The sequence below is a fragment of the Desulfosporosinus youngiae DSM 17734 genome, from assembly GCF_000244895.1.
In the GTDB taxonomy this organism is placed as follows: Bacteria; Bacillota; Desulfitobacteriia; order Desulfitobacteriales; family Desulfitobacteriaceae; genus Desulfosporosinus; species Desulfosporosinus youngiae.
On the sequence record NZ_CM001441.1, the window covers coordinates 1,031,907 to 1,055,414 of the forward strand.

22 protein-coding genes are annotated in these 23,508 nt (G+C 43.3%); 20 read left to right on the forward strand and 2 right to left on the reverse strand.

Going from position 1 to position 23,508, the window contains the following annotated elements; translation table 11 throughout:
- Positions 1-118: 118 nt before the first annotated feature.
- The 5 genes from DESYODRAFT_RS04940 (at position 119) to DESYODRAFT_RS04960 (ending at position 6,728) form a co-directional block, all read left to right on the forward strand.
- Positions 119-1,564 carry a sodium:solute symporter family protein gene (locus tag DESYODRAFT_RS04940; RefSeq protein WP_007780220.1) on the forward strand — a complete coding sequence of 482 codons (1,446 nt, stop codon included), beginning with the start codon at positions 119-121 and terminating at the stop codon, positions 1,562-1,564.
- Between the two features lie 103 nt (positions 1,565-1,667).
- Entirely contained in the window at positions 1,668-3,008 is a 1,341-nt protein-coding gene (locus DESYODRAFT_RS04945) for an acetyl-CoA hydrolase/transferase family protein (RefSeq protein ID WP_007780221.1), read from the forward strand.
- A 249-nt stretch (positions 3,009-3,257) separates the two neighbouring features.
- Complete coding sequence (locus DESYODRAFT_RS29490; RefSeq protein ID WP_007780222.1) at positions 3,258-4,079, forward strand: methyl-accepting chemotaxis protein; 822 nt, start codon at positions 3,258-3,260, stop codon at positions 4,077-4,079.
- 264 nt (positions 4,080-4,343) lie between these two features.
- Entirely contained in the window at positions 4,344-5,744 is a 1,401-nt protein-coding gene (locus DESYODRAFT_RS04955) for a sigma-54 interaction domain-containing protein (RefSeq protein ID WP_007780227.1), read from the forward strand.
- 144 nt (positions 5,745-5,888) lie between these two features.
- The gene (locus tag DESYODRAFT_RS04960; protein ID WP_007780229.1) at positions 5,889-6,728 is read left to right on the forward strand and encodes an amidohydrolase family protein; all 840 of its coding nucleotides are present in this window, start codon (positions 5,889-5,891) and stop codon (positions 6,726-6,728) included.
- A gap of 307 nt (positions 6,729-7,035) precedes the next feature.
- On the opposite strand, the gene DESYODRAFT_RS04965 is transcribed toward DESYODRAFT_RS04960, so the two are convergent.
- The gene (locus DESYODRAFT_RS04965; RefSeq protein WP_007780230.1) at positions 7,036-7,227 is read right to left on the reverse strand and encodes a hypothetical protein; all 192 of its coding nucleotides are present in this window, start codon (positions 7,225-7,227) and stop codon (positions 7,036-7,038) included.
- Positions 7,228-7,312: 85 nt separating this feature from the next.
- On the opposite strand from DESYODRAFT_RS04965, the gene DESYODRAFT_RS04970 reads away from it, so the two are divergent.
- On the forward strand, positions 7,313-7,978 hold the full coding sequence (locus DESYODRAFT_RS04970; RefSeq protein WP_007780232.1) for an HAD hydrolase-like protein: 666 nt from the start codon (positions 7,313-7,315) through the stop codon (positions 7,976-7,978).
- A 46-nt stretch (positions 7,979-8,024) separates the two neighbouring features.
- Here DESYODRAFT_RS04970 and DESYODRAFT_RS04975 read toward each other — a convergent pair whose 3' ends face one another.
- On the reverse strand, positions 8,025-8,294 hold the full coding sequence (locus DESYODRAFT_RS04975) for a hypothetical protein (protein ID WP_007780235.1): 270 nt from the start codon (positions 8,292-8,294) through the stop codon (positions 8,025-8,027).
- Positions 8,295-8,365: 71 nt separating this feature from the next.
- Between DESYODRAFT_RS04975 and DESYODRAFT_RS04980 the strand changes: the two genes are divergently transcribed.
- The 14 genes from DESYODRAFT_RS04980 to DESYODRAFT_RS05045 all read left to right on the forward strand — a co-directional run bounded on the left by DESYODRAFT_RS04980 (position 8,366) and on the right by DESYODRAFT_RS05045 (position 23,336).
- The gene (locus DESYODRAFT_RS04980; RefSeq protein ID WP_007780237.1) at positions 8,366-9,091 is read left to right on the forward strand and encodes a CPBP family intramembrane glutamic endopeptidase; all 726 of its coding nucleotides are present in this window, start codon (positions 8,366-8,368) and stop codon (positions 9,089-9,091) included.
- Between the two features lie 11 nt (positions 9,092-9,102).
- Positions 9,103-9,789: a (d)CMP kinase gene (gene cmk, locus DESYODRAFT_RS04985; RefSeq protein ID WP_007780239.1), complete on the forward strand. Its 687-nt coding sequence runs from the start codon at positions 9,103-9,105 to the stop codon at positions 9,787-9,789.
- The gene (locus DESYODRAFT_RS04990; RefSeq protein WP_007780241.1) at positions 9,786-10,382 is read left to right on the forward strand and encodes a lysophospholipid acyltransferase family protein; all 597 of its coding nucleotides are present in this window, start codon (positions 9,786-9,788) and stop codon (positions 10,380-10,382) included. The genes cmk and DESYODRAFT_RS04990 overlap by 4 nt, the downstream gene beginning before the upstream one ends.
- A gap of 81 nt (positions 10,383-10,463) precedes the next feature.
- Positions 10,464-12,443: a bifunctional 4-hydroxy-3-methylbut-2-enyl diphosphate reductase/30S ribosomal protein S1 gene (locus DESYODRAFT_RS04995; RefSeq protein ID WP_007780246.1), complete on the forward strand. Its 1,980-nt coding sequence runs from the start codon at positions 10,464-10,466 to the stop codon at positions 12,441-12,443.
- A gap of 187 nt (positions 12,444-12,630) precedes the next feature.
- A complete protein-coding gene (gene ftsW / locus DESYODRAFT_RS05000; protein WP_007780249.1) occupies positions 12,631-13,785 on the forward strand; it encodes a putative lipid II flippase FtsW in 1,155 nt (384 codons plus the stop codon).
- 50 nt (positions 13,786-13,835) lie between these two features.
- Positions 13,836-14,465 (forward strand): hypothetical protein, encoded by a 630-nt coding sequence (locus DESYODRAFT_RS05005; protein ID WP_007780252.1) that lies wholly within the window; start codon positions 13,836-13,838, stop codon positions 14,463-14,465.
- A gap of 105 nt (positions 14,466-14,570) precedes the next feature.
- Entirely contained in the window at positions 14,571-15,902 is a 1,332-nt protein-coding gene (locus DESYODRAFT_RS05010; RefSeq protein WP_007780254.1) for a DUF512 domain-containing protein, read from the forward strand.
- The gene (der, locus tag DESYODRAFT_RS05015) at positions 15,895-17,226 is read left to right on the forward strand and encodes a ribosome biogenesis GTPase Der (protein ID WP_007780255.1); all 1,332 of its coding nucleotides are present in this window, start codon (positions 15,895-15,897) and stop codon (positions 17,224-17,226) included. The genes DESYODRAFT_RS05010 and der overlap by 8 nt, the downstream gene beginning before the upstream one ends.
- 3 nt (positions 17,227-17,229) lie before the next feature.
- A complete protein-coding gene (gene plsY, locus DESYODRAFT_RS05020; protein ID WP_007780258.1) occupies positions 17,230-17,817 on the forward strand; it encodes a glycerol-3-phosphate 1-O-acyltransferase PlsY in 588 nt (195 codons plus the stop codon).
- 109 nt (positions 17,818-17,926) lie between these two features.
- Complete coding sequence (locus tag DESYODRAFT_RS05025; protein WP_007780261.1) at positions 17,927-18,940, forward strand: NAD(P)H-dependent glycerol-3-phosphate dehydrogenase; 1,014 nt, start codon at positions 17,927-17,929, stop codon at positions 18,938-18,940.
- A 234-nt stretch (positions 18,941-19,174) separates the two neighbouring features.
- The gene (spoIVA, locus tag DESYODRAFT_RS05030; protein ID WP_007780264.1) at positions 19,175-20,659 is read left to right on the forward strand and encodes a stage IV sporulation protein A; all 1,485 of its coding nucleotides are present in this window, start codon (positions 19,175-19,177) and stop codon (positions 20,657-20,659) included.
- Between the two features lie 286 nt (positions 20,660-20,945).
- On the forward strand, positions 20,946-21,764 hold the full coding sequence (locus DESYODRAFT_RS05035; protein ID WP_007780267.1) for an EFR1 family ferrodoxin: 819 nt from the start codon (positions 20,946-20,948) through the stop codon (positions 21,762-21,764).
- Between the two features lie 108 nt (positions 21,765-21,872).
- Entirely contained in the window at positions 21,873-22,271 is a 399-nt protein-coding gene (locus tag DESYODRAFT_RS05040; protein WP_007780269.1) for a PaaI family thioesterase, read from the forward strand.
- A gap of 84 nt (positions 22,272-22,355) precedes the next feature.
- Positions 22,356-23,336, forward strand: a complete 981-nt coding sequence (locus tag DESYODRAFT_RS05045; protein WP_007780272.1) for a biotin--[acetyl-CoA-carboxylase] ligase — start codon at positions 22,356-22,358, stop codon at positions 23,334-23,336.
- The last annotated feature ends 172 nt before the right edge of the window (positions 23,337-23,508 follow it).

Here is a 23,508-nt window from a genome sequence, read left to right on the forward strand (position 1 = left end):
CCTGCGGAGGTGGTTGCGGGATATTATTTAGACTTAAAGATTGGGAGTTTATTCATTTGAGAGTTCGAATTGATAGTCTGAAGTACGTTTACAATGTATTAAAAGGGAGGTATGACGAATGGTAGCCTTATTCGTATTTCTATATTTCGCATTAACAATTGGGATCGGTCTCTATATGGTAAGGCAGAAAAGTAGTGTCGCCGATTATTTTGTTGCCAAAAAGGGCCTGACCGCAGGTCTCATCATTCCGCTATTGTTTGCCGAATTGATTGCCGGTGCGGGTACAGTTGGTAACGCTGCTACCGCATTTAATATAGGTATTTCGTCGGTCTGGGTAAACTGGGGGATGAGTATCGGCTGTGTCGCGGTATTCTATTTAGCAGGTAAACTGTATCTCGGTTTTTCTAAAAAATATGGTGCAATGTCTGTTCCGCAAGTATACATGCATAGGTTTGACAGTAAAACCAGATCTGTCATGATGGTCATTCTGGTAGCCGTGTACATGATAATATTTGCCCAACAACCGGTAGCGGCAGCCGGAATACTGAGTCCTTTGTTAGGTTTGGATAAGATGATGATGGGATGGATCGTCGGAATAGTTTTTATCATTCTTACCTTAACGGGTGGAATGAAAGGGCTGGCCTGGATGAATGTTCTTCATTCCTTTGTGATGTATTTAGGATTAGGAATAGTCTGTGTTGTAGCAGTTACGGCAGCGGGTGGCCTGGGTCATATGCAAGCAGCGCTTCCGGCAAAAATGTTTGCCTTCACTCAGCCTGATATGCAGACAGTCATTGGATGGGTTTTAGGTACTGCTTTGTCTTTCTTTGCTGCTTCGACAGTAGTGGTCGTTTTATTCGGCGCCCAAAGTCAAACTTCCGCAAGAAATGGTATCCTTTGGGCTTCGGGTCTTGTGATAGTTTTTGCCCTGTTTCCGGCATTAATCGGTATGGCCGGAAAGGTTATTATGCCAACAGCAGCTGCCAATAGTATTCTTTATGTCGTAGCCAATCATTTGGGCTCTATGTATGCAGTTATGGCCTCCATGGGTATATTGGCAGCCATTTTGTCGACTGCTCCGGCTTTGTTGCTTATAAGCATAACAATGCTTACTCAAGATATGGTTCGTGTAATTAAGCCGGGCATATCTGAGAAAGAAGAAATGAAATGGGCTAAGATCTTTACTATAGCACTAGGTCTAATGGCTACTTACTTTGGTATGCAGTCTACGTCTATACTTGCCCAGATGGCTGGCGCCTTTCAGATCCGGTCAGTCGCAGGAGTGGTATTGCTGGTTGCAATATTCTGGCCGCGTGTTGATAGCAGAGCTGCATTTTGGTCGATGTTAATAGGCGGTATTATAGCGGCAGGATGGCATTTTGCGGGTAATCCGTATTGCACCTCTTTGTATCCATCACTAGCAGTCGGAATTCCTTTACTAGTAATCCTGACTTTGATGGCGGAGAAACCTATCGCAGATGGACACCAAAAATATTTGTCAGCTATCGAGGATTTAGCAAAAGATGCCCTGGAAGAACAGACAAGACCACCTATCACCCACTAACTGATTGATGGATAATGATTGCTAATTGTTGTTAAAGTAGATATTCTTTAATGCTAACCTATTAAAGGTTGCTGCACGAAAGACAAAAAGGAGGATGAAGATATTGTTCGCTAATGAATATAGAAGTAAATTGCGTACCCCGGAAGAAGCGGTCAAAGTTGTTAAATCCGGCGACTGGGTTTTTATGAGCCATTTTGCCATGTTCCCCCAGGCTTTAGATGAAGCTTTAGCTAAGCGGGTTGGTGAAGTGCGCGATGTTATGGTTAGAAGTGTGTGCGCTACTGTATCCCCAAAAATATGTGCTGCAGATCCGGAGAAAAAAAGTTTCACATATATGAGCGGCTATTTTAGTGGGCACGAAAGGAAACTGGGTCAGAAAGGACTCTGCTACTATTTGCCGGGGAATTATAGTGCCAGTCCTGTAAACATACGCAATGGAAATATGTATCCGCCTGACGTAGCCCTGATTCAAACTACCCCCCCGGATAACAATGGTTACTTCAACTTTGGCACCTCGGTTTCCTATGCGCGGGCTATCTGTGAGAAAGCCAAACTTATTATTCTGGAAGTTAATGATCAAGTTCCTTGGGTTTTAGGCGGAGAGCAGGAATGTATTCACATTTCTGAAGTGGATTATATCGTAGAAAAAAGCTATCCGTTGCCTACTCTGCCGCCGGCTAAACAGGAAACTGAAGCTGAAAAGGCTATCGCCTCACTATTAATTGAAGAAATCGAAGATGGAAGTTGCTTGCAATTTGGGATAGGGGGCATGCCTAATACCATAGCGAAGATGATAGCGGACAGTGATCTGAAAAATTTAGGCATTCATTCTGAAATGGCTACTACCTCATACATCGATCTGATTCTGAAAGGCAAAGTCAATGGAGCAATGAAGAATATTGACAAGTATAAGACGGTGTTTACCTTCGCCATGGGAACCCAGCAGCTTTATGATTTTCTCCACAGAAATCCGGCTTTTGCAAGCTTTCCGGTGGATATAACCAATCATCCGAACAGGATTGCCTTAAATGACAAACAAATTGCGATAAATAATACGGTTGAAATTGATCTGTTTGGGCAGATCAGCTCAGAGTCATCAGGTATCCGACAGATATCAGGAACCGGTGGGCAAATGGATTTTACCATGGGAGCCGCCCAATCCAAAGGGGGTAAACCCTTTATTTGCTTGACTTCAACCACGATGCAAGGTGGGAAGTTAATATCTAGAATCGTGCCCAGCATCAAGACGTTTTCTGCTGTTACTTGTCCTCGGACATTTGCTCCAACAATCGTCACAGAATATGGTAAAGCTCAGTTAACGGGTAAATCTACGTTTAAGCGAGCAGAAATGTTGATCGAGTTAGCCCATCCGGATTTCCGGGAAGATTTGATAAAAGCTGCACAAGCACAGAACATCTGGACCAGGACTAATAAGATTTCTTAGCTATTCTGAGGTATGGTCTATAACAAGAAGTTACTAAAAAGTCATTTAAGTTAATATAAGTGATAATAATTGCAAGATAGGCCAAGCCAAAAGACAGGGCCTATCTTGTAATTATAATTTTGGTGATATCCACTTGACAATGATAGATTATTTTAATGCAACCCTGGTGAATACCTTTGGTAAAGCATATGTCTGGTCTCGATATGGAGAAGACAAGAATAACAAATTAATTGGTCAGGAGGTTATATTTTGAAACTAGATTCTTTTTTAGAAGTTGCAGATATAATACAAAACCTCTATGATACAGAGGTAGCTGTCACACTGTTAGATACAGAAAAGGTATTGGCTGCTTATCCCGGACCACGTATTAACTTAAAGCTCAAACCAGGAGATCTTTTCAAAACAAAAGGTACAGCTGCTTATGAAGCCCTAACAACCGGTCGCCGTATTGTCAAACGTGTTTCGAAATCGGTTTTTGGTGTACCTTATGTGGGAATTGCCCAGCCAATCATAGAAAATGGAACTACAGTTGGGGTTATTTCTGTAAGTGTATCAACCGAGGAATACGATAATATTTTAACGATTGGGAAAGAGATACTTACTGCAGTGGAAGAAATCTCTGCTACGTCTGAAAATTTCTCCGCAAATGCCGAGGAACTTGCAGCAACAGCTAAGATGATGATTGAAGAAACAAATAAGGTTATTGCGGATGTCAAACATACTAATAATGTGACCACTCGAATTGGAGAAATTTCAGCACAAAGTAATATTCTCAGTCTTAATGCATCGATCGAGGCTGCACGGGCAGGGGAACATGGTCGAGGTTTTTCTGTGGTTGCTAATGAGATCGGAAAGTTAGCTGAATCTACAAAGAGCTCGACTCGTGAAATTTCATCAGATCTCAATAGAGTCAAAGAGTCTGTTAGTAGTTTAATAGAGTCCATAAGACAACTTAGTGGAGTTACAGATTCTCAAGCTATCTCAGCTACTGAATTATCCCATGCTATATTACACATTACACGAATGGTGGAGCAACTTGTTAAGCAAGATGAAAAAGATTTTAATAATTAATCCAACTTTCACATAGCGAAAGTTGGATTTTCATGGTTTTTTTGTATTTATTGGCTTGATTGTCGAGACCCATAACAAAAAGGCCATCATTGTTTATGGAAATGTCGACAGGATCCTCATTGACACTATTGACCATCCTCCTAATCCGATGATTTCAATTGTTCCAGCCTTGACCAAAATTATCTGATTATTTTAAAAATACTTTACAAAAGCAATGTTGCCCTTGTATAATGTTTACAAAAGATACAAAAATGAGGTATATATATGGGGAACTGTACACATGCGGTTACAACTAGCTCTTTTCCTAAATGGGATCGAGAATTGTTATTTGAAATCCTTAATCATATTCATGATGTGGTACTGGTTATAGATTCCAATACAACCATTGTGTATGCTAATGAGGCTTATGCCAAAATTTTAGGGGTACCCATCTCTAAAGTCTTAGGACGCAGGTTGGATACCATTGAACCTGGTGCCAAGACAATCGAAGTTTTGCATACAGGCAAGACTAGTCACGATCGACGAAGCTATCTGGATTCTCTTGGTATAGATGTGATAGGAAGTACGTTTCCATTATATAATGGAAGGAAAATAATCGGCTGCGTTTCGACCTTTAAGAATATCACTGACGTTGTCGAACTCAATCGTGAGTTGACGCAAACAAAGGGAGTCACTGACTATCTGAAAGAACAATTAGAACAAGATAAATATTTGCCTAACTCTTTTAGTGAATATGTAGGTCAAAATCGTCGCTTGAAGGAAACCTTATTGTTGGCGGCTAAGGTAGCGAAAACAGATAGTACTGTATTGATTCTTGGTGAAAGCGGTGTGGGCAAAGAAGTATTGGCCAGGGCTGTTCACAATTGCAGCCGCCGTAAGCACAAGCCTATGATTAAGGTGAATTGTGCTGCCATTCCGGAGCATTTGATCGAAAGCGAACTCTTCGGGTATGAAACTGGAGCGTTTACGGGAGCAAAAAAAGGAGGCAAACTTGGTAAGTTTGAACTGGCTCATAATGGAACGATTTTCATGGATGAAATTGGAGATATGAGCCTTACCATGCAGGCTAAGTTATTACGCGTATTGCAAGAAAAGGAATTTGAACGGATAGGAGGCACTAAGGCGACTAAAGTTGATATCCGGGTGATCGCCGCCACTAATAGAGATCTGGAAGGAATGATTGAAAAAGGGACTTTCAGAAGTGACCTTTATTATAGACTAAATATTGTTCCCCTAAAGCTGACCCCGTTACGTGAGCGAAGAGATGATATAATAAGGCTGGCAAAAACATTTCTTAATCAGTTCTCTAAAGAACTGGGCCGTGAGCTTATTTTGTCTCCCCAAGTAGTAAAGCATCTCAAGGCCTATGATTGGCCAGGAAATATCAGGGAACTCAAGAATATTATCGAACATGCCAGTATAGTTTGCAGCAGTGAGGTTATAAAACCTAATCATTTGCCGGATCATATCCTATCGAAAAAGAATTATTCAGGAGTTCAGGGTAGGTCCTACGATGTAAAAGAAAGCGTCGCCAAGGTGGAAAAGGAGTTAATTTTAGCAGCTTTATCAGCATATGATAATAACCGCTCTAAAGCCTTAAGGGCATTGGGGATTTCTAGAAAATCGTTTTACGATAAGTTACACCGCTATGGAATAGAAAGATGATTTCAATTAAAAAGCGGTCTGTTTCACTGCCGAAGTGGAAGAGACCGCTTTTGCTTCACTATATTATGCAAAAAACAATTTAGCAACTGAGTAGGTGATATCATTTTCTGTGATGTGTAAAATAAACACCGTGTAAGGAAAGGAATGAAGCAATTGACAAGCAAGCTTCGTATTGATTTTCATGTTCATATGGGGATATACACGTATCACCAGACGTGGGTGACTGAGTGGATGAAGCAATCTCATCCTGTGGGTTATGAGGACTATATAAAGCATTACAACGACCCGGGAGCTTTTGAAGAATTGTTGACGTCAGAAGGAGTCGATTATGCCTGTGTGCTTGCGGAATTGAGCCATATAACGACAGGGGTATGTACCAACGAGCAAGTGCGAGACTTTTGTCGAGGCCGGTCAAGGCTAATACCATTTTGTGATATTAATCCCTACATTTATACGAACTTGGGAGATGAACTGCGCAACAAAGTTGAAAACGAGGGTTTCCGGGGCGTGAAATTGTATCCCTCTTATCAACACTACTACCTTAACGAGCAGAGAATGTATCCCCTCTACCAGGCGGCCCAAGATTTAGATATCCCCGTCTTAATTCATACAGGGTCATCAGTGTTTAAAGGCTCACGCATGAAGTATGGCGACCCTCTGCACTTGGATGATGTAGCAGTCGATTTCCCCAAGCTGAAGCTGGTTATGGCCCACTCCGGTCGGGGGTTCTGGTACGACAAGGCTTTCTTTCTCTCCAGACTGCATGCTAATGTCTATATGGAGATTTCTGGTCTGCCTCCGGCTAAACTTCTGACGTACTTTCCCGAGCTGGCCCGCAATACGGATAAAGTCATTTTTGGAAGCGATTGGCCGGGCATGCCAAGAATTAAGCAGAATATGGATACTATTTGTAAGCTGCCTCTACCTTCCGAGGGTATAGAAGATATGCTTGGCGGTAATGCTGCTAAGTTATTGGGACTATAATTTGGGCTGACATAATAGAGAAACTTAACTCAATTTACAAGTAAAGCTTACCACGATGTATAATTTCAGCAATGCAAGGCATTGATCTGAAATCACCATGGTGAGTTATTTTTTTTCTTATAGTTATTTTGTAATCTTTCAACCCTAAGAGCTATTTGCAGGAGATTACTGCCTTGAAGGAGAATAGTTTGAAGGACGATTACTCGGGATCATTAGTTTATTATGTGTGACCCTGAATTAGCGAATTGGGGTAAATAAGAAAACTCCGAGGAATTCCTCGGAGTTTAAGTTGCCGTGAATATAGTGTTCACTGAGGATAGGTACTAGCTGATGGGGAATTGTCCATCATATCCATCTCATCATCTTCATAGCATCCGCACCCGCGTGATACAATAGAAAGACCATATCTTTCTGATTTTCGTCCCAGCAAAAATGCTACAATAAGACTAAGCAGAAAAAACATCCCATGGCTATGATAGTGTTTTTGATGAAAAAACATTTAATAATCCCTCCTTTAGTTTTATCATAGCCTCAATAAGTTAGATTCATCCGGGAAATTTAAGGAAAAAACTTGGAGGTTTGTTATGCGTTATGAAGTATTGTTATGGGATCTGGATGGAACATTGACAGATCCTAAGGAAGGAATTACCCGCTCAGTTCAATACGCTCTAAATCAATTAGATTATCCCAGCCCAGAAGCGGATAACCTCGTTTGGGTAATCGGCCCGCCCTTGAAAGAAAGCTTTAAGACCTTGCTACAAACCACGGATGAAGCGCTATTGAATCAAGCTGTCGGGTTTTATAGAGAGCGTTTTCAAGAGAAGGGGCTCTATGAAAATATTGTGTACCCGGGAATTTCCGAATTACTGTTACAGTTAAAAGAAGAGGGTTGTAAGCATTTGTTGGCAACATCAAAACCCAGGGTCTTTGCCAAGAAAATCCTGCAGCATTTCTCATTAGATAAGTATTTTGATGTTATCATGGGAAGTGAGTTGAATGGTCAATTTGTTGAAAAGGAAGCTTTAATCGAGGAAGTTCTAAAAAAAGCTCCGATAAGTTCAAGGTCCAGAACTGTGATGATAGGAGACCGCAAGTATGATGTTCATGGGGCCAGAGCTAATCATATAGATGTTATCTCTGTCGGATATGGATACGGTACGATTGAAGAATTACAGGCTGTGCACCCAGATTTTATCGTACCGAGTGTCCAGGAGTTAGGAAGACTGCTTTTTCAACAAGACATCCTGTGATTACTACATTCCCTATCAGCGTTCTCTGACTGAACCATAGGATTGATTATCGCGGCGTTATGGGTTTGTCAATGGGCATCTGTGTTGTCGGGTAACGGACAGCGGCATCTAAATAGACATAATTTTCGTCTCTTTCTTGTCGGACCATGCCTACGATCCCTGAATCCTTAGTTTTTTTCAGATATTGATGAACAACAAATTGATAGGCACGCTCATCCCAGGGGTCTAAAAAATCAGCAACTGTATTGAAATAGGTTTCAATGGGAATTTTAAGATGATGATGGTAAATTTGTAGGGTTGTATCCGGTGATTGCATAAAAACTCCTCCTTTAAGGTTTAGTCTAGGAATAAAGATCAAAAAATATGTACCAACTAAGGAGGGTGAGTATGGAGAAAACAGTGACAGAGTCAGCCGATGGGGAAGGCCCACGTCTGAATCGAAGATTGAATTGGGTAGATTTAGCTCTGGTTTTAGGTGGAGTTGGGGTCATATATGTCGTCTTGGCTTTCGGAACTCTTTGGCTAATGAAGCTATGGCCTCATGAGCGCATTCTGATGTATTTAAATGCGTTTATGACTCAGTTATCATTTGCATTATTGATCTGGATATTAAAAAAAGTCCGTCATTGGCAATGGTCGGATATGGGTTGGCGGGGCGTGCCGTTAAGAACGATTCTGTCGAAGGTTTTAGGATTATATGCAATGACTTGGGTCATTAATATATGTTATGCTCTTGCCCTTTTTTACTATGGATTTACTCCGCCGGAAACGGATGTCTACTCTGAGTTATTAGGAAATGTTACTTGGCTGACATTAATCCTTAATTTGCTTTTGGCGGGAGTTTTGGCACCCATTGTGGAAGAAACTTTATTTCGGGGAGTGATCTTTGGCAGCTTGCAGGCGTACTTGGGGAAATGGACAGCAGCCGCAGTTAGTGCCGCAATTTTTTCCTCTCTGCATTTCCAAGCGTATGGATTTTTCCCGCGCTTTGTATTAGGGATAGTTCTGGTATATCTTTATGATAAATATAAATCTCTCTATCCTTCGGTTGCGTTACATGCCTTGAATAATATAGCGGCTACAGTGATTGCGGCTGGCTTATTAGTTGAGTAAAGGAGCGGTATATGATGAAGAAAAGGCAGCATCAAGCATTGCAGATTGCGATCGATGGCCCTGCAGGTGCGGGGAAAAGTACAGTTGCCAAGATAGTAGCAAAACAATTGCAGCTTTTCTATCTCGATACCGGTGCCATGTATCGTGCAATCGCTTATAAAGTCCTTAAAAGCGGAGTGTCGATGGAGGAGGAAGCTCGGGTAAGTCAAATTGCGAAACATACTGAAGTGGTTCTTGACCATTCAGAGGAACGGACGGTTTGGTGTGATGGAGAAGATGTTACTCAGCAAATACGCAGTCCTGAAGTATCGCGAGCTGTTTCTGTTGTAGCAGCTTATCCTGAAGTTAGAGAACGTTTGGTTGAACTTCAGCGCAGGGAGGCTGAACGCGGCGGAGTCGTAATGGATGGGCGGGATATTGGCACACACGTTCTGCCGAAAGCGGATTTGAAAATCTTTTTAACAGCCACACCTGAAGAACGGGCCAAGCGACGATGGAAAGAGCTGAAGATGGCTGGCAAAGATGTCAGCTTCGAAGAGGTCGCTCAAGATATGGTGCAGCGTGACCGTGAGGATACTGAACGGGAGATTTCTCCGCTTAAACCAGCTGGGGATGCAATTATACTTGATACAACGGGGTTAAGTGTCGATGAACTTGTAGCCAAAATTTTGATGTTGGCGCAGGAGGTAGTACCATGACGTTATATGGTTTGGCCAAGAGACTATTTCGTCTCCAGTTCAAACTGATGAGATGGAAGGTACAAGGCTCGGAAAATATGCCGAATGACGGCCCTGTTATTTTGGTAATTAACCACCTCAGTATGTGGGATCCCGTAGTGGCTGCTTGTAGTGTCACTCGTCGGGTCTCCTTTATGGCTAAAGAAGAATTGTTTACTATACCTGTTTTAGGTAAGATTTTTTCCAGACTTGGTGCATTTCCTGTGAAACGTGGGCAGGGTGATATGAATGCAATTCGACAATCTTTGGCAATCTTAAAAGGAGGAGGGGTTTTAGGACTTTTTCCGGAAGGAACGCGAACTAAGACCGGAAAGATTCAGAAAGGTATGCCGGGAATGGTTCTTCTGATGGAAAAAAGCCAAGCGTCGGTTGTCCCCGTAAAGGTTGGCGGAACACCGAGTATGTTCATAAAAGGATGGGGAAAAATTTCAGTTGTTATTGGTAAACCTCTCACGGCTCAGATGCTAAAGGCTCCGGAAGGCGTGGAGAACCGCCGCGAATGGATTGCTGCCCGCATTATGCAGGCGATGACCGAATTACCTGAAGCAAAGTAATGTAAAAACTCCTATCATAGCAGGAATTTTGGAGCAGAATAGAGAATTAGTTCTTTACAATTTTTAGGGAGGTCCTTGCTTTTGAAAGTCAAACGTGCAGCAAAGGCCGGGTTCTGCTTTGGTGTGAAGCGTGCCCTTGATATGGCTGAACGAACAGCGGAAACGTCACATGCTGTATCACTTGGGCCGCTCATTCATAATCAACAGGTGGTAAAGCGCTTAGCAGAACGTGGTATTCAGGTTGTTGAAGATTTGGACGAGCTTACAAGCCGACAAGCCTTGATTATCCGATCCCATGGGGTAGCACCCCTTGTTTATCAAAAGGCTGAAATAAAAGGCATCCAAGTGGTAGACGCAACGTGTCCATTTGTTCAGAAGGCCCAGCGATTGGCGGCTGAGTCTTCTAAGATGGGGCAGCAAGTCATTGTTATGGGAGATAAACTTCATCCTGAGGTGCAGGGGATTCTGGGTTGGGCAGGGGAAGAAGCAATACCTATCCAAACAGTTGAAGAAGCCAAAGAACTGCCATTTTACCCTCATCTGGCAGTTTTGGCTCAGACAACCCAACTGGCCGAGAATTTTGCAGGAATTGTCGAAGAACTAAAATCTCATACGGAGGATTTAATTGTTCATAATACAATCTGTAATGCAACTGCAGAACGTCAAAAGGCTGCCCGTGAGTTAGCAGAAACAGTGGATATTATGGTGGTAGTCGGGGGGAGAAATAGTGCAAATACCCGAAAATTAGCGAGTATCTGTGCGGAACGTACAAAAACATATCTGATTGAAACCGCAGAAGAATTGGAAGACGTCTGGTTTAAAGAAGCAAAGATTGCAGGCCTGACCGCAGGGGCTTCTACCCCAGATTGGATAATCGAGGAGGTTTATAAAAAAATGACAGAAATGAATGAGCAGGAAATGGATATGTCGGCTTGGGTAGATAGCTGTCCGGAACTTCATCAGGGTACAAGGGTTACCGGCACTGTGGTGAAAATTACAAGAGAGGAAATCTTTGTTGATATTGGTTGGAAATGTGAGGGAGTCATACCGATAAACGAACTATCCGCGACGAAAAAAACCAGTCCTGAAGATACGGTTGCCATTGGTGATCAAATCACCGCCGTTGTTCTTCGTGTGGAAAATGAAGAAGGCCATACAGTTCTTTCAAAACGAAAAGCGGATGAAGAAGGAGCTAAGGAACGGTTAGAGAAAATTGCGGAAAGTAAGGAAGAAATTCAGGCTGAAGTCGTTGAAGTCGTAAAAGGTGGACTAGTGGTAGATGTGGGTCTGCGTGGTTTTGTCCCTGCATCCCAAATTCAACCGGGGTATGTGGAGGATCTCAATCAGTTTTTAGGTCAGACTCTTCGCTTACGCATGATAGATTATGATCCTGCCAAGCGTAAAGTGGTACTTTCACAAAAAGTAATCTTGGAAGAGGAGCGGGCGATAAAACGCACACAATTACTGGAAACCCTTAAAGAGGGCGACGTGGTATCGGGAACTGTCCGGCGGATGGCTGACTTTGGTGCCTTCATTGACATCGGCGGCATTGACGGACTGCTGCACATTTCAGATATGGCCTATACCAGAATTAAGCATCCTTCGGAGATTCTTACAATTGGGGACGAAGTGGAAGTACAAGTCCTTAAGCTCGAGCCTCAAAGCGGAAAGGTGTCCTTAGGACTGAAACAACTGAAGGAAAGTCCCTGGGAGCAGGCTTCTGTTAACTTTCCTGTAGGATCTATCGTTAATGGTAAAGTGGTACGTATTACTTCCTTTGGTGCGTTCGTGGGACTTGGAGAAGGAGTCGATGGTTTGGTCCATATTTCCCAATTGGCTGATCACCGTGTCAATAAAGTTGAAGATGTGGTCAAAGTTGGGGATATGGTGTCTGTTAAGGTCATGGATTGTAAGCCGGAGGAGAAACGAATGAGTTTAAGTATTCGAGAGGCAATTGCAGACTCGAATAAGGAGATTGATAATCAGGCTTTAGCTTCGCAATCTGAGATCAAACCTGTTACCATAGGCGATGCCTTAGGCGATAATCTTCCGACAGAGTAAGGAATTGCTCAGTTCTTAGAATTGCTAAGTCGGTTAACCCTTAATTTTTACTTATGACTCAAAATTAAGTTCAAATGACTTCCTGCTCAAAACAGGAAGTCATTTTACTGGCATATCTGAGGAACGTGTCTTTGTTCGCATGAATGTTATGCCAACTTGGGATTAGGTTAAAAGGAAGGAGATCCAGATGGCTAAACGACAACCGACGCGGCCAATCGATTTTCCAATCTTGTATATCTCTCTAGCAATTTTAGCCTTTGGCTTAATCATGGTATTGAGTGCGGGGGCAGTGCGTGGCTATAATGCAGAGCAAAATTCTTATTTGTATTTTTCCAAGCAATTGAAGTGGGCGCTTGTAGGGTTTGTTTTTGCTATCATAGCCATTAAATTCCCGTTTAAGTTAATCCGCCGTTTCGCGGGAATTGGGGTCTTTGTTAGTTTGGCATTACTTATGGCGGTTGTGTTTACGGACGCAGGCATAACGGCAGGGGGATCAGCCCGATGGATTGAAATTGCGGGAATCACAGTCCAGCCTTCGGAAATTGCTAAATTGGCTATGGTGCTTTTCTACGCCCATATTCTGGATCGATATCCGATTAAGCGAGGAAGCGACTGGCGTATCCCCTTAGGGATACTTCTGCCTACTACTGTGCTGGTCTTAGGACTCGTTTATAAACAGCCGGACTTAGGTACAACCATGGTTATTGCCCTAACCTGTGCTGTAATGCTGTTACAGACGGAACTTCCTACGATCTGGTTCGTGTCTGCTGTTCCGACGCTCGGACTGCCTCTTCTATATTTTATTCATTCAACTACGTATCAATGGAAAAGGGTTTTAGTATGGTTAGATCCCTGGAAATATGCAATGGATGATGGATACCAGATTACAAATGCTGAGATAGCCTTTGGCTCAGGAGGTTTCTTTGGAGTTGGTCTGGGACGAAGTTTGCAAAAGTATGGTTTCTTGCCTGAAAACCATACAGACACAATTTTTGCAATTGTTGGCGAAGAATTTGGTTTGATGGGGACGCTTTTTTTGTTATTTCTCTTCGTCGCCTTGTATGCGCGTGCTTATCACGTTATCAGAGAATGTCCGGATCGCTTCGGCAGGTTGTTAGGTTATGGACTGACTTCTTCTTTAGCTATCCAGACGACCATCAACTTAGCAGTTGTCACTGGAGTATTACCCGTAACCGGGATCACCCTGCCTTTAATTTCCTATGGCGGAGCATCCCTTGTCATAACCTTAGCCAAACTCGGATTAATATTAAACCTATCTCGATACCGAAAAAGCGCTCCTAAAAAGCAGGTTATTAAAAACCTCTCCAACTTTTCTGTGTAAACCCCTCCTAAATGGGGATAATAGGAAAGGATCCTTTTAGGAGGGGTAATATGATTTTTCCTTATGGAGAGTGGGTTCTGTTATTCTTGACTCTTTTAACCTGGACCGAAAAGCGAGACTCACGGCGTTTTTTCCTCATATTGACGATCGCCTGGCTCCTAGGGAAAGGAGCAGAAATAGGTTTGGCCGTTACTGTGCCTTGGCACTGGAACTTGGCACGCTTAGCAGTTATGATGGTTTTTTGGGTTTGGGCGCTGCAACGAACTAAAAGGCGTTTTATACCGCTGTTCTTTACCACCATAATTGTTGGCGCAGAAACTCTGTTTGTGGTCAATGAACCAGGAGTTTTCCCCTATGTATCGTGGCTATTTGCGGTTGTATTAATCTCAGTGGCCTGGCTGACTACGAAATCTTATTGGGGAACCGCCGCCGCTTTAACTGGAAGCGCGCTTTTGAATCTTGCTTTCGTCCGTTTTACGTATGATGGGATTATAAGATATGTCGACTTACCCAGTGAGTTTGTTTGGAATCTTGGCGTAGGACTGTTTACAGTTTGGTCGGGACTAGGTCTTGGCCGGCAATTTTTTACCGAAAGAAAACTGCAGGCAGCGGATGCTGAGTTTGGGCCTTCAAATAGCGGAGGGAACTATGAGCAGTTAGAAGAAAGAAAGCTTCCTTAAATAAAAGGTCTTGAGTATAGCTGAACGGGTTGACTTATAGTATACTTGTAACGATTGAGGCTGAGATAATAGGCCCTTGATCTGGAATGTCAGGAGGATGGGATTTTGTCTAAAGGGCTTGTGGTCGCAGCAGTCCATTCCGGGAGTATCGCTGAAGAAATGGAGATTGAAGTCGGAGATCGTGTTCTGGCAGTAAATGACGAAGAACTTAATGATCTCATTGACTTTCAGTTTGGAATATCTGAAGAGGACTTCCTGTTGCTTATTGAAAAATCGGATGGGGAACTATGGGAGCTTGAAATTGAAAAGGGACCAGGGGAGTTCCTGGGCTTAGAGGTCGAGACCGTAAGTGCAAAAGGCTTAAAAAAATGCTGTAATAATTGTAGCTTTTGTTTTGTCGCGCAAATGCCAAAAGGAATGCGATCTTCGCTATATGATAAAGATGATGATTACCGCTTATCTCTCACCCAAGGGAGTTTCATAACCTTATCAAATTTAAGTGAAGAAGAAATAACCAGGATTACCTCCTTACATCTTACTCCGATGTATGTTTCAGTTCATGCTTGGAACCCAGAAGTCCGCACTCAACTTATGAGAAATCCTCAGGCCGGGAAATTGCCGGAGCAATTTCAGCGTTTTGCAGAGGCGGGAATTGTGGTACATGCTCAAATTGTTCTGATTCCTGAGCACAACGACGGGGATGTCTTGAGAGAAACAATCGAACGGTTAGGTGAGCTCTATCCTTCCGTCCAATCCATTGCCGTCGTACCGGTAGGATTAACTCGTTATCGAGAGAAACTTACCCCCTTGCGTGGATTCACGGCGGACGAAGCGAGCCGGATTCTTGATCAGGCAGAAACCTGGCAGAAAGACTTCTTTACTCAAACGGGACGCCATCTCGTATATTTTTCAGATGAATTTTATGTATTAGCGGGAAGAGAGTTTCCGGAGCTTGAGATATACGACGATTTTCCGCAATTAGAAAACGGCGTAGGCATGGCGAGAAAGTTTATCAGTGAGATGGAAGCGGGTTGGGAAGGATTACCTCATGAAATTTCTGAACGATGTCTGCATCTCATAACCGGAGCAGCGGCCCAGGGATTTTTTGAGCGATGGGGAAATCGTTTAATGAATCGAATTAAGGGCTTAAGACTTGCTGTACATAGCATACGCAATGATTTTTTTGGATTATCTGTCACTGCTGCCGGACTTCTGACAGCTCGGGATATCGCTCAACAATTGGGAGATTTGCAGGGGGAAGAATTTCTGATTCCGCGTACGATGCTCAAGGCGGATGAAGACATCTTTCTTGACGATTTGAGCGTGGAATGGTTAGAGCATGAGGTTAATGGCAAAGCGAGCATTGTTGAGAACGATGGTCTTGCATTTTTAGAGCATGTGGTTGGGTATTCGTTGGAGGTGGAACGCTTTGAGTAAACCTATTGTAGCTATAGTCGGTCGGCCGAATGTTGGCAAGTCGACATTATTCAACCGCATTACGGGCGGACTGGTAGCTATTGTGGAAAATATGCCGGGGGTAACAAGGGATCGGCTTTATCGGGACGCGGAATGGCTGGGGCGGAAGTTTTCCTTGATTGATACCGGGGGAATCGAATTTAAAGATGAAGGAACTCCGATTTCTTCGCAAATGAGAAGGCAGGCAGAAATTGCTATGGAGGAAGCGGATGTTATTATCTTCGTAGTGGATGCCCAAATTTCCCCGACGCCCGATGATGATATTATTGCCCGTACCTTACGCCGGTCTGGCAAACCTGTCTTGCTGGCTGCCAATAAAGTGGAGGACTTTGCCAAAATCGAAGGTCAGCTTTATGATTTCTTAAGTTTAGGGCTGGGAGAAGCAATTCCTATTTCTGCAGTTCATGGAATGAATACGGGCGACCTGCTTGATTTGGTTATTTCAAACTTGCCGGAGGATGATGAGGAAGAGTACGATCCGGATGTCATCCGCATTTCGGTGATCGGACGTCCGAATGTCGGCAAATCATCCTTGGTCAACACCTTGCTTGGGAAAGAACGAGTCATTGTCAGCAATGTTCCGGGAACCACCCGGGATGCTATCGATACTCCCTTCGAACACGAAGGCAGGCATTATATCTTGATTGACACAGCTGGAATGCGCCGTAAAGCACGCATAGAAGAACTTACCGAGCAATATAGTGTTGTTCGTTCTCTGCGCGCCGTCGATCGCTCAGATGCGATCCTCATGCTTATTGATGCTGTAGATGGAGTCACAGAACAAGATAAAAAGATTGCCGGATATGCTGACGAAGCAGGTAAAGCGATTATTTTGATCGTCAATAAATGGGACCTGATCGAAAAAGATGAAAAGACGATCAACAAATTTGAAAAGTCAATTCGTGAAGAACTAGGATTTATGCAATATGCGCCAACTATGTTTATTTCCGCAAAAACCGGACAACGGGTGAATAAGATTCTGGACCTTGTCGATTTCGTGGTCGAGCAGAACTCAACTCGTGTCACAACGGCGACGTTAAATACCTTACTTAAAGAGTGGATGCATCTTAATCCGCCTCCGACAGATAAGGGACGGCGCTTAAAGGTTCGCTACCTGACTCAAGTAGGGGTTAAGCCGCCAACGTTTGTTTTCTTCGTTAATGACCCGGAACTTATGCACTTTTCCTATAAACGATATTTGGAGAATCAGATGCGGAAACATTTTGGATTTGAGGGTACTCCAATCCGAATTGTGATTCGACAAAAAGACGAAGAGAAGGAGTAGGTCATGACACGTTACCTAATATTTATCTTGGCGTATTGCTTGGGTGCCATTCCTTTTGCATATTTAGCAGGTTCGTATAAAGGAATTGACGTACGTCGGCATGGTAGCGGAAATATTGGCACAACAAACGCCTTTCGCCTTTTAGGAGTGAAGCTGGGCATTATGGTGCTCCTCGGAGATTTCTTAAAAGGAGCAGTGTCCGCCTATCTGGGTTTATGGGCTTTTGGGCCTTGGGGAGGCATTCTTGGCGGGTTACTGGCCATGGCAGGTCATAGCTGGAATCCGCTTTTTGGCTTCCGGCCCAGTGGGAAAGGGGTCGCAGCGGGGTTCGGGATTATTACAGTCTTAATGCCGAAAATCACATTAATTGCTATCATAGTCTTTGTACTTGTTGTATGGCTTACACGTTATGTTTCGATGGGTTCGGTTACTGGTGCACTCACGGTGCTGATCATGGTTTTTGTCTTTTCGCAGCCATTTGCCTACCGGGTTTTTGCAGTGGTCGCTGTTTTTGCAGTTCTGGTTCTTCATCGGGCTAACTTTAAGCGAGTATTACAAGGAACAGAACATCGATTTGGGGACAAGAAGTGAGCGAGGCTCAAAGTTCGAGGCGCTAGGTTCGAGATCTGAATTCTAAGTTTAATTCAGAGGTTCGTGTCTTGTGCATCGAGCATCGTACCTCGAATATAGGGGGAATTGGATGTCTAAAGTTGCAGTTTATGGGGCTGGGAGTTGGGGTAGTGCTCTGGCAGTCCTTTTGGCGAAAGCTGGTCATCAGGTTGCTCTTATCGGCCGTCACGAAGCTGAAATGGAACAAATGAAAAAACATCGTGAAAATGCCCATTATCTGCCGGGCGTTGTTTTGCCTCCAGGTCTTCTGCCCACAACAGATCTCAACCTCTTGAATACAGAGCTGGTTGTTTTCTGTGTACCCTCCCATAGTGTACGAGAAGCTGCTCGTTTGGTAAGGCCTTACCTAAGGGAAGGCTGTATCGTTGTCAATACAGCAAAAGGGATGGAAGAGGGAACGTATCTGCGCCTCTCCGAAGTATTGACTGAGGAGCTGCCCCAAAATCCGGTTGCCGTTTTATCCGGTCCTAGTCATGCAGAAGAAGTCGGCAGGGATATGCCGACGACAGTAGTTGTTGCCTCGGAGGTTGGGACTGCTCAAACCGTTCAAGATATGATGATGACACCGAAATTTAGGGTCTATACAAATCCTGATGTCATCGGTGTTGAGCTTGGTGGAGCCTTGAAAAATGTCATTGCTTTATGTACAGGTATTGCTGAGGGATTAGGGTTTGGAGACAATACAAAAGCTGCTTTAATGACCAGAGGATTAGCGGAGATTGCACGTTTAGGCGTGGCCTTGGGAGGAAATCCACTGACATTTGCCGGATTATCCGGGGTGGGTGATCTGATCGTCACCTGTACCAGTCTTCATAGCCGCAACCGCCGGGCTGGTGTCGCTCTCGGTCAGGGTAAGCCTTTAGAAACCGTGCTTGAAGAAGTTGGGATGGTCGTAGAAGGAGTGAGAGCAACTCGTATTGCCTATCACCTTGGAATTAAAAATAATATCCCTATGCCGATTACCGAGCAAGCGTATAAAGTTTTATTTGAAGGTGCAGATCCTAAAATTGCCGTCGCAGATTTAATGTTGCGAGGGAAACGCCACGAATTAGAAGAAGTTGTCGAGATGAGTTGGTTAAAATAATATACATATTTTTGGATTAAGTTACATAGACGTAGAAGAGGTTGTTTAAAAGCCTTTTCTGCGTTTTTTGTTATGTTGTCATATTTGCCCCAAATAGCCAATATACTTATACTGCTTAATGTGCTAGTCCAGTTATTGGGAAGCCACGTGTGTTACAGGGAGGTGGAAGGGGAGATAAGGTGGAGGCCCTTCCCCAAATTTTGGGACAGCACTCAAAAGGGAGGGAAATTACTAATGGAAAAGTTAGACATTTTTAGGGATATCGCAGAGAGAACTGGGGGCGATATCTACCTCGGTGTCGTTGGGCCGGTCCGTACGGGAAAGTCCACCTTTATCAAACGATTCATGGACCTCCTAGTCTTGCCCAACATCCAAGATGCATTTGAACGGGAACGAGCCAAAGATGAGCTTCCTCAAAGTGGGACCGGTAGAATGATCACCACGACGGAACCTAAGTTTATTCCATCTGAATCTGTGGAAATCGTGGTCAAAGATTCCATTCATATGAATGTTCGTTTAGTTGACTGTGTCGGATACAGTGTGGAGGGAGCCTTAGGGTACGAAGCAGAAGATGGCGAAGAGCCGCGCATGATGAAAACATCCTGGAGTGACGAGCCTATGTCTTTCCAAGATGCAGCTGAAATGGGCACTCGCAAAGTTATATCGGATCACGCTACGATCGGTATTGTAGTGACAACCGATGGATCAATTACGGATATACCCAGAGAAGCTTACCTGGAGGCTGAAGAACGGGTCATTTCCGAGCTTCGGCAGCTTGGCAAACCCTTCGTGGTTGTGCTAAACACCACCCGTCCCTATTCAGAAAGTACCCTCGAATTGAGCCGGTCACTTGAGGAGCGCTATGCAATTCCCGTTATTCCAGTCAATTGTCTCGAGATGGTACAGGAGGATATCACACAGATTCTAGAAGAAGTTCTTTACGAATTCCCTGTAGCTGAAGTAAATATTGATCTGCCGAAATGGGTTGAGGAACTCGATCCTTCTCATGCAGTCAGGGCTGCCTTTGAGGAAACGGTTCGCAAAGCGATTGATGGGGTGCGCCGCCTACGTGATATTGATCAGGCCTTAGATGCCTTATCAGAATGCCAATATGCCCAAGATGTTCTTCTTAAAGAGATGAACTTAGGCACCGGTGTAGCTAATGTCGAGATCACGGCAGTGGAAGGACTCTTCAAAACAGTTCTGCAAGATCTCACAGGAATTGAAATTGAAGGAGATCATTCCTTACTGCGTTTAGTTTTAGACTATAGTAAGGGCAAGAGGGAATGGGATAAACTCGCGGAGGCCATCGAAGAAGTCCGTGTCAACGGCTATGGTGTGGTTACGCCTCAACTTGAGGAAATGTTCCTTGATGAGCCAGAGCTCGTCAAGCAAGGCGGACATTATGGAATTAAACTCAAAGCGAGCGCCCCATCACTGCATATTATTAGAGCCGATGTCACAACGGAAATCACACCCTTAATCGGCACGGAAAAGCAAGCTGAAGAACTTGTGAAGTTTATGCTGGATGAGTTTGAAAGTGATCCTAAGAAGGTTTGGCAATCGAACATTTTTGGTAAGTCTCTCCATGATTTGGTTCGTGAAGGAATCCAAAATAAGCTTTATAGGATGCCTGAAAATGCCCAAAATAAGCTGCAGGACACCCTCCAGAGGATTGTTAATGATGGCAGCGGAGGTCTCATCTGTATAATTATTTAGCCAAAACATTAAATGAATTGGACCAAACTTAAAAATATAGGACGCATGGATCGCATCTGAGCGTATCCAGCGTTCTTTTTCTTTGCTCAAATTTAACAAATTGTAAAAAGTTTAATGATGCCCCTTATAGATTAGATGTAAGTCATTTTTACTTAAAAAGAAATTAAATAAAAAGGTTTGTGAATTATATAATTATTTGAGTAGAAGAGTTATAATGGGCTTATATCCTTTTGAAGAGTATCCCTGCGTTTGGATTAAGGTAATAAATCACAGTAGGAGGATGTTTATGGCTAAAGCAATCAATGCTATGTATTTTAGCCCCACAGAAACTACTAAAAAAGTGGTATTGAGAATTGCAGAGAACATTTCAGAGAGTATGCAGAGTGGAACAACTATCAAAACAATTGATTTTACACTGCCGGATGTTAGAAAAGAACCGGTGTCGTTCACAAAGGATGATATCCTGGTTTTAGGGATTCCGGTTTACGCAGGTAGGGTTCCCAATATATTATTGAACTATTTGAGCTCAATAAAGGGCAATGATTCATTGGCGATCGCAGTCGTTCTTTATGGAAACAGAAATTATGACGATGCTTTAATTGAACTAAACGATATTCTTGTACTAAACGGTTTCAAAGTTGTAGCCGGCGGGGCATTTATTGGTGAACACTCATTTTCGAAAATACTTGCCAAAGATAGACCAGATGAAAAAGATATGGCAATTGCAACTAATTTTGCCGGGCAAATATCAACAAAACTTAAAACTCAAGATGATATTCGAACGGTTAATGTCAAAGGGAATTCGCCGTACCGAAGCTATTACAAGCCTAAAAATAAAGAAGGCCAGCCTGTTGATATTAGAAAGGTTACTCCTAAAACCAATAGTGATTGTACGGATTGTAAGATTTGTGTAAGTGTTTGTCCGATGGGTTCTATCGATTATGAAGATGTCTTTAAACTAAATGGAATATGTATCAAATGTGGTGCTTGTATTAAAAAATGTCCCGCTCATGCAAAGTATTATGATAGTGAAGATTATCTAAGACATAAATATGAGTTGGAAATTGAATTTGCTTCCCGAAGAGAACCGGAGTTATTCCTGTAACTATCAGAACACTCCTAGGTGTCAGACATTTCGCTTTAGTTTTTGTATGGTAACACTAAGTTATTATGATATAATTTTAGAATAGTTATTATTTGGAGATGATACATAGTGGTTAGAGTCGCAGATCTGGAGAAAGGTAATTATTGGAGACATCTTGGCATGTCAACTATCGTTGGTGCCGATGGAATAACTCGAGTACAATTAACAGTTAGTGATGAATTATTGCAGTTTTATGGAAATCTGCATGGAGGGGTTATAGCTTCTATCCTTGATTCAGCCATCGCAATAGCGGTTAATCAACAATTAGATCCGGAAGAAGGTGCGACCACCGTGGAACTTAAGATCAATTATTTGCGTGCAATAAGTGAAGGAACTCTTTGGGGCGAAGGAAAGGTGATCAAAAAAGGCAGAAACCTTGTGGTTGCCCAAGGTGAAATAAAGAACGATACAGGTGAAATACTGGCCATAGGCACTGCGACATTCATGGTCAAGCAAATGACTCGATAGTTCACGACTACGTGAAAAGCGTGACAAGGGGACATGAAAAGCTGTTCCCTTGTCACTTTTATAATATCAAGGGGGTGAAGATAAATGGCTATGCGCGAAGCAGTATTGCAGGCCTTAAAAGAAAAAAATGGAGAATGGCTTTCGGGAGAAATGTTAAGTGAAAGCTTAAAAGTATCTCGCACGACCGTCTGGAATCAGATTAAAGCGTTGCTCGCAGAGGGATATGAAGTGGAATCATCCCCTAGAAAGGGCTATCGCCTTAGTTCTCCTCCGGATATACTGTCACCTGCGGAAGTTTGTCCCGGATTGACAGCGGAGGTATTTGGCCGGAAGGAGTATTTATATTACCAGGAAATTGATTCTACTAATAGCCAAGCCAAAGCATTAGCCTCCAAAGGGTACCCTGAGGGAACCCTGGTAGTTGCGGATATGCAGACGGCTGGGCGGGGGCGCCGCGGGCGGAGTTGGTACTCTCCGGGAAGCCAGGGTATATATATGTCCATAATTCTGCGGCCGGTCTTACCATTGAAGGAAATTTCCCGTATATCTCTCTTAGTCGCTGTGGCTGTAGCCGAAACACTGGCAGAGGAACTAAATTTGCCGGCCTGCATTAAGTGGCCTAACGATATATTAATAGACAACAAAAAAATTGCGGGTATCCTGTCCGAAGTGGTAACTGACATGGACGGTATAGAATACATCGTCGTCGGAATCGGTTTAAATATAAACAATCAACCGCAGGACTTTCCCAGCGATTTTCGTACGCCCGCTACCTCTGCGATGGCTGAAGACCGGTGTCTCGTTTCCCGGGTCAAGGTACTCCAAGGTCTGCTGGCAAGGTTAGAAAGCCATTATTTAGACTTACTGGCAGGCAGGTTTGCAGGCACCCTTGAAAAAGGGAAAAGTCTGTCGGTAGTAATCGGACAAGAGCTAAAATTAGATACAATTAATGGTGTTCTTCAGGGTCAGGCCGTCGATATTGATGATCATGGATTTCTCCTGCTTCGGGATCAATCGGGCATTATCCACACTATAATGTCTGGTGAGATAACAATCCTATCTTAATCCCAATTCTCAATAAATCGGGCACTGGTGATATGTCAACCTAATATTGGATTTATGGTTGACAATGAAAATGGATAACATTATAATTATGGCAAGATATACCGTTACTCAAAACTATGAAATTCAAGAGTCACAGGGGACTTGCGACAGGGGAAAGTTTTCTGTCGCAAGT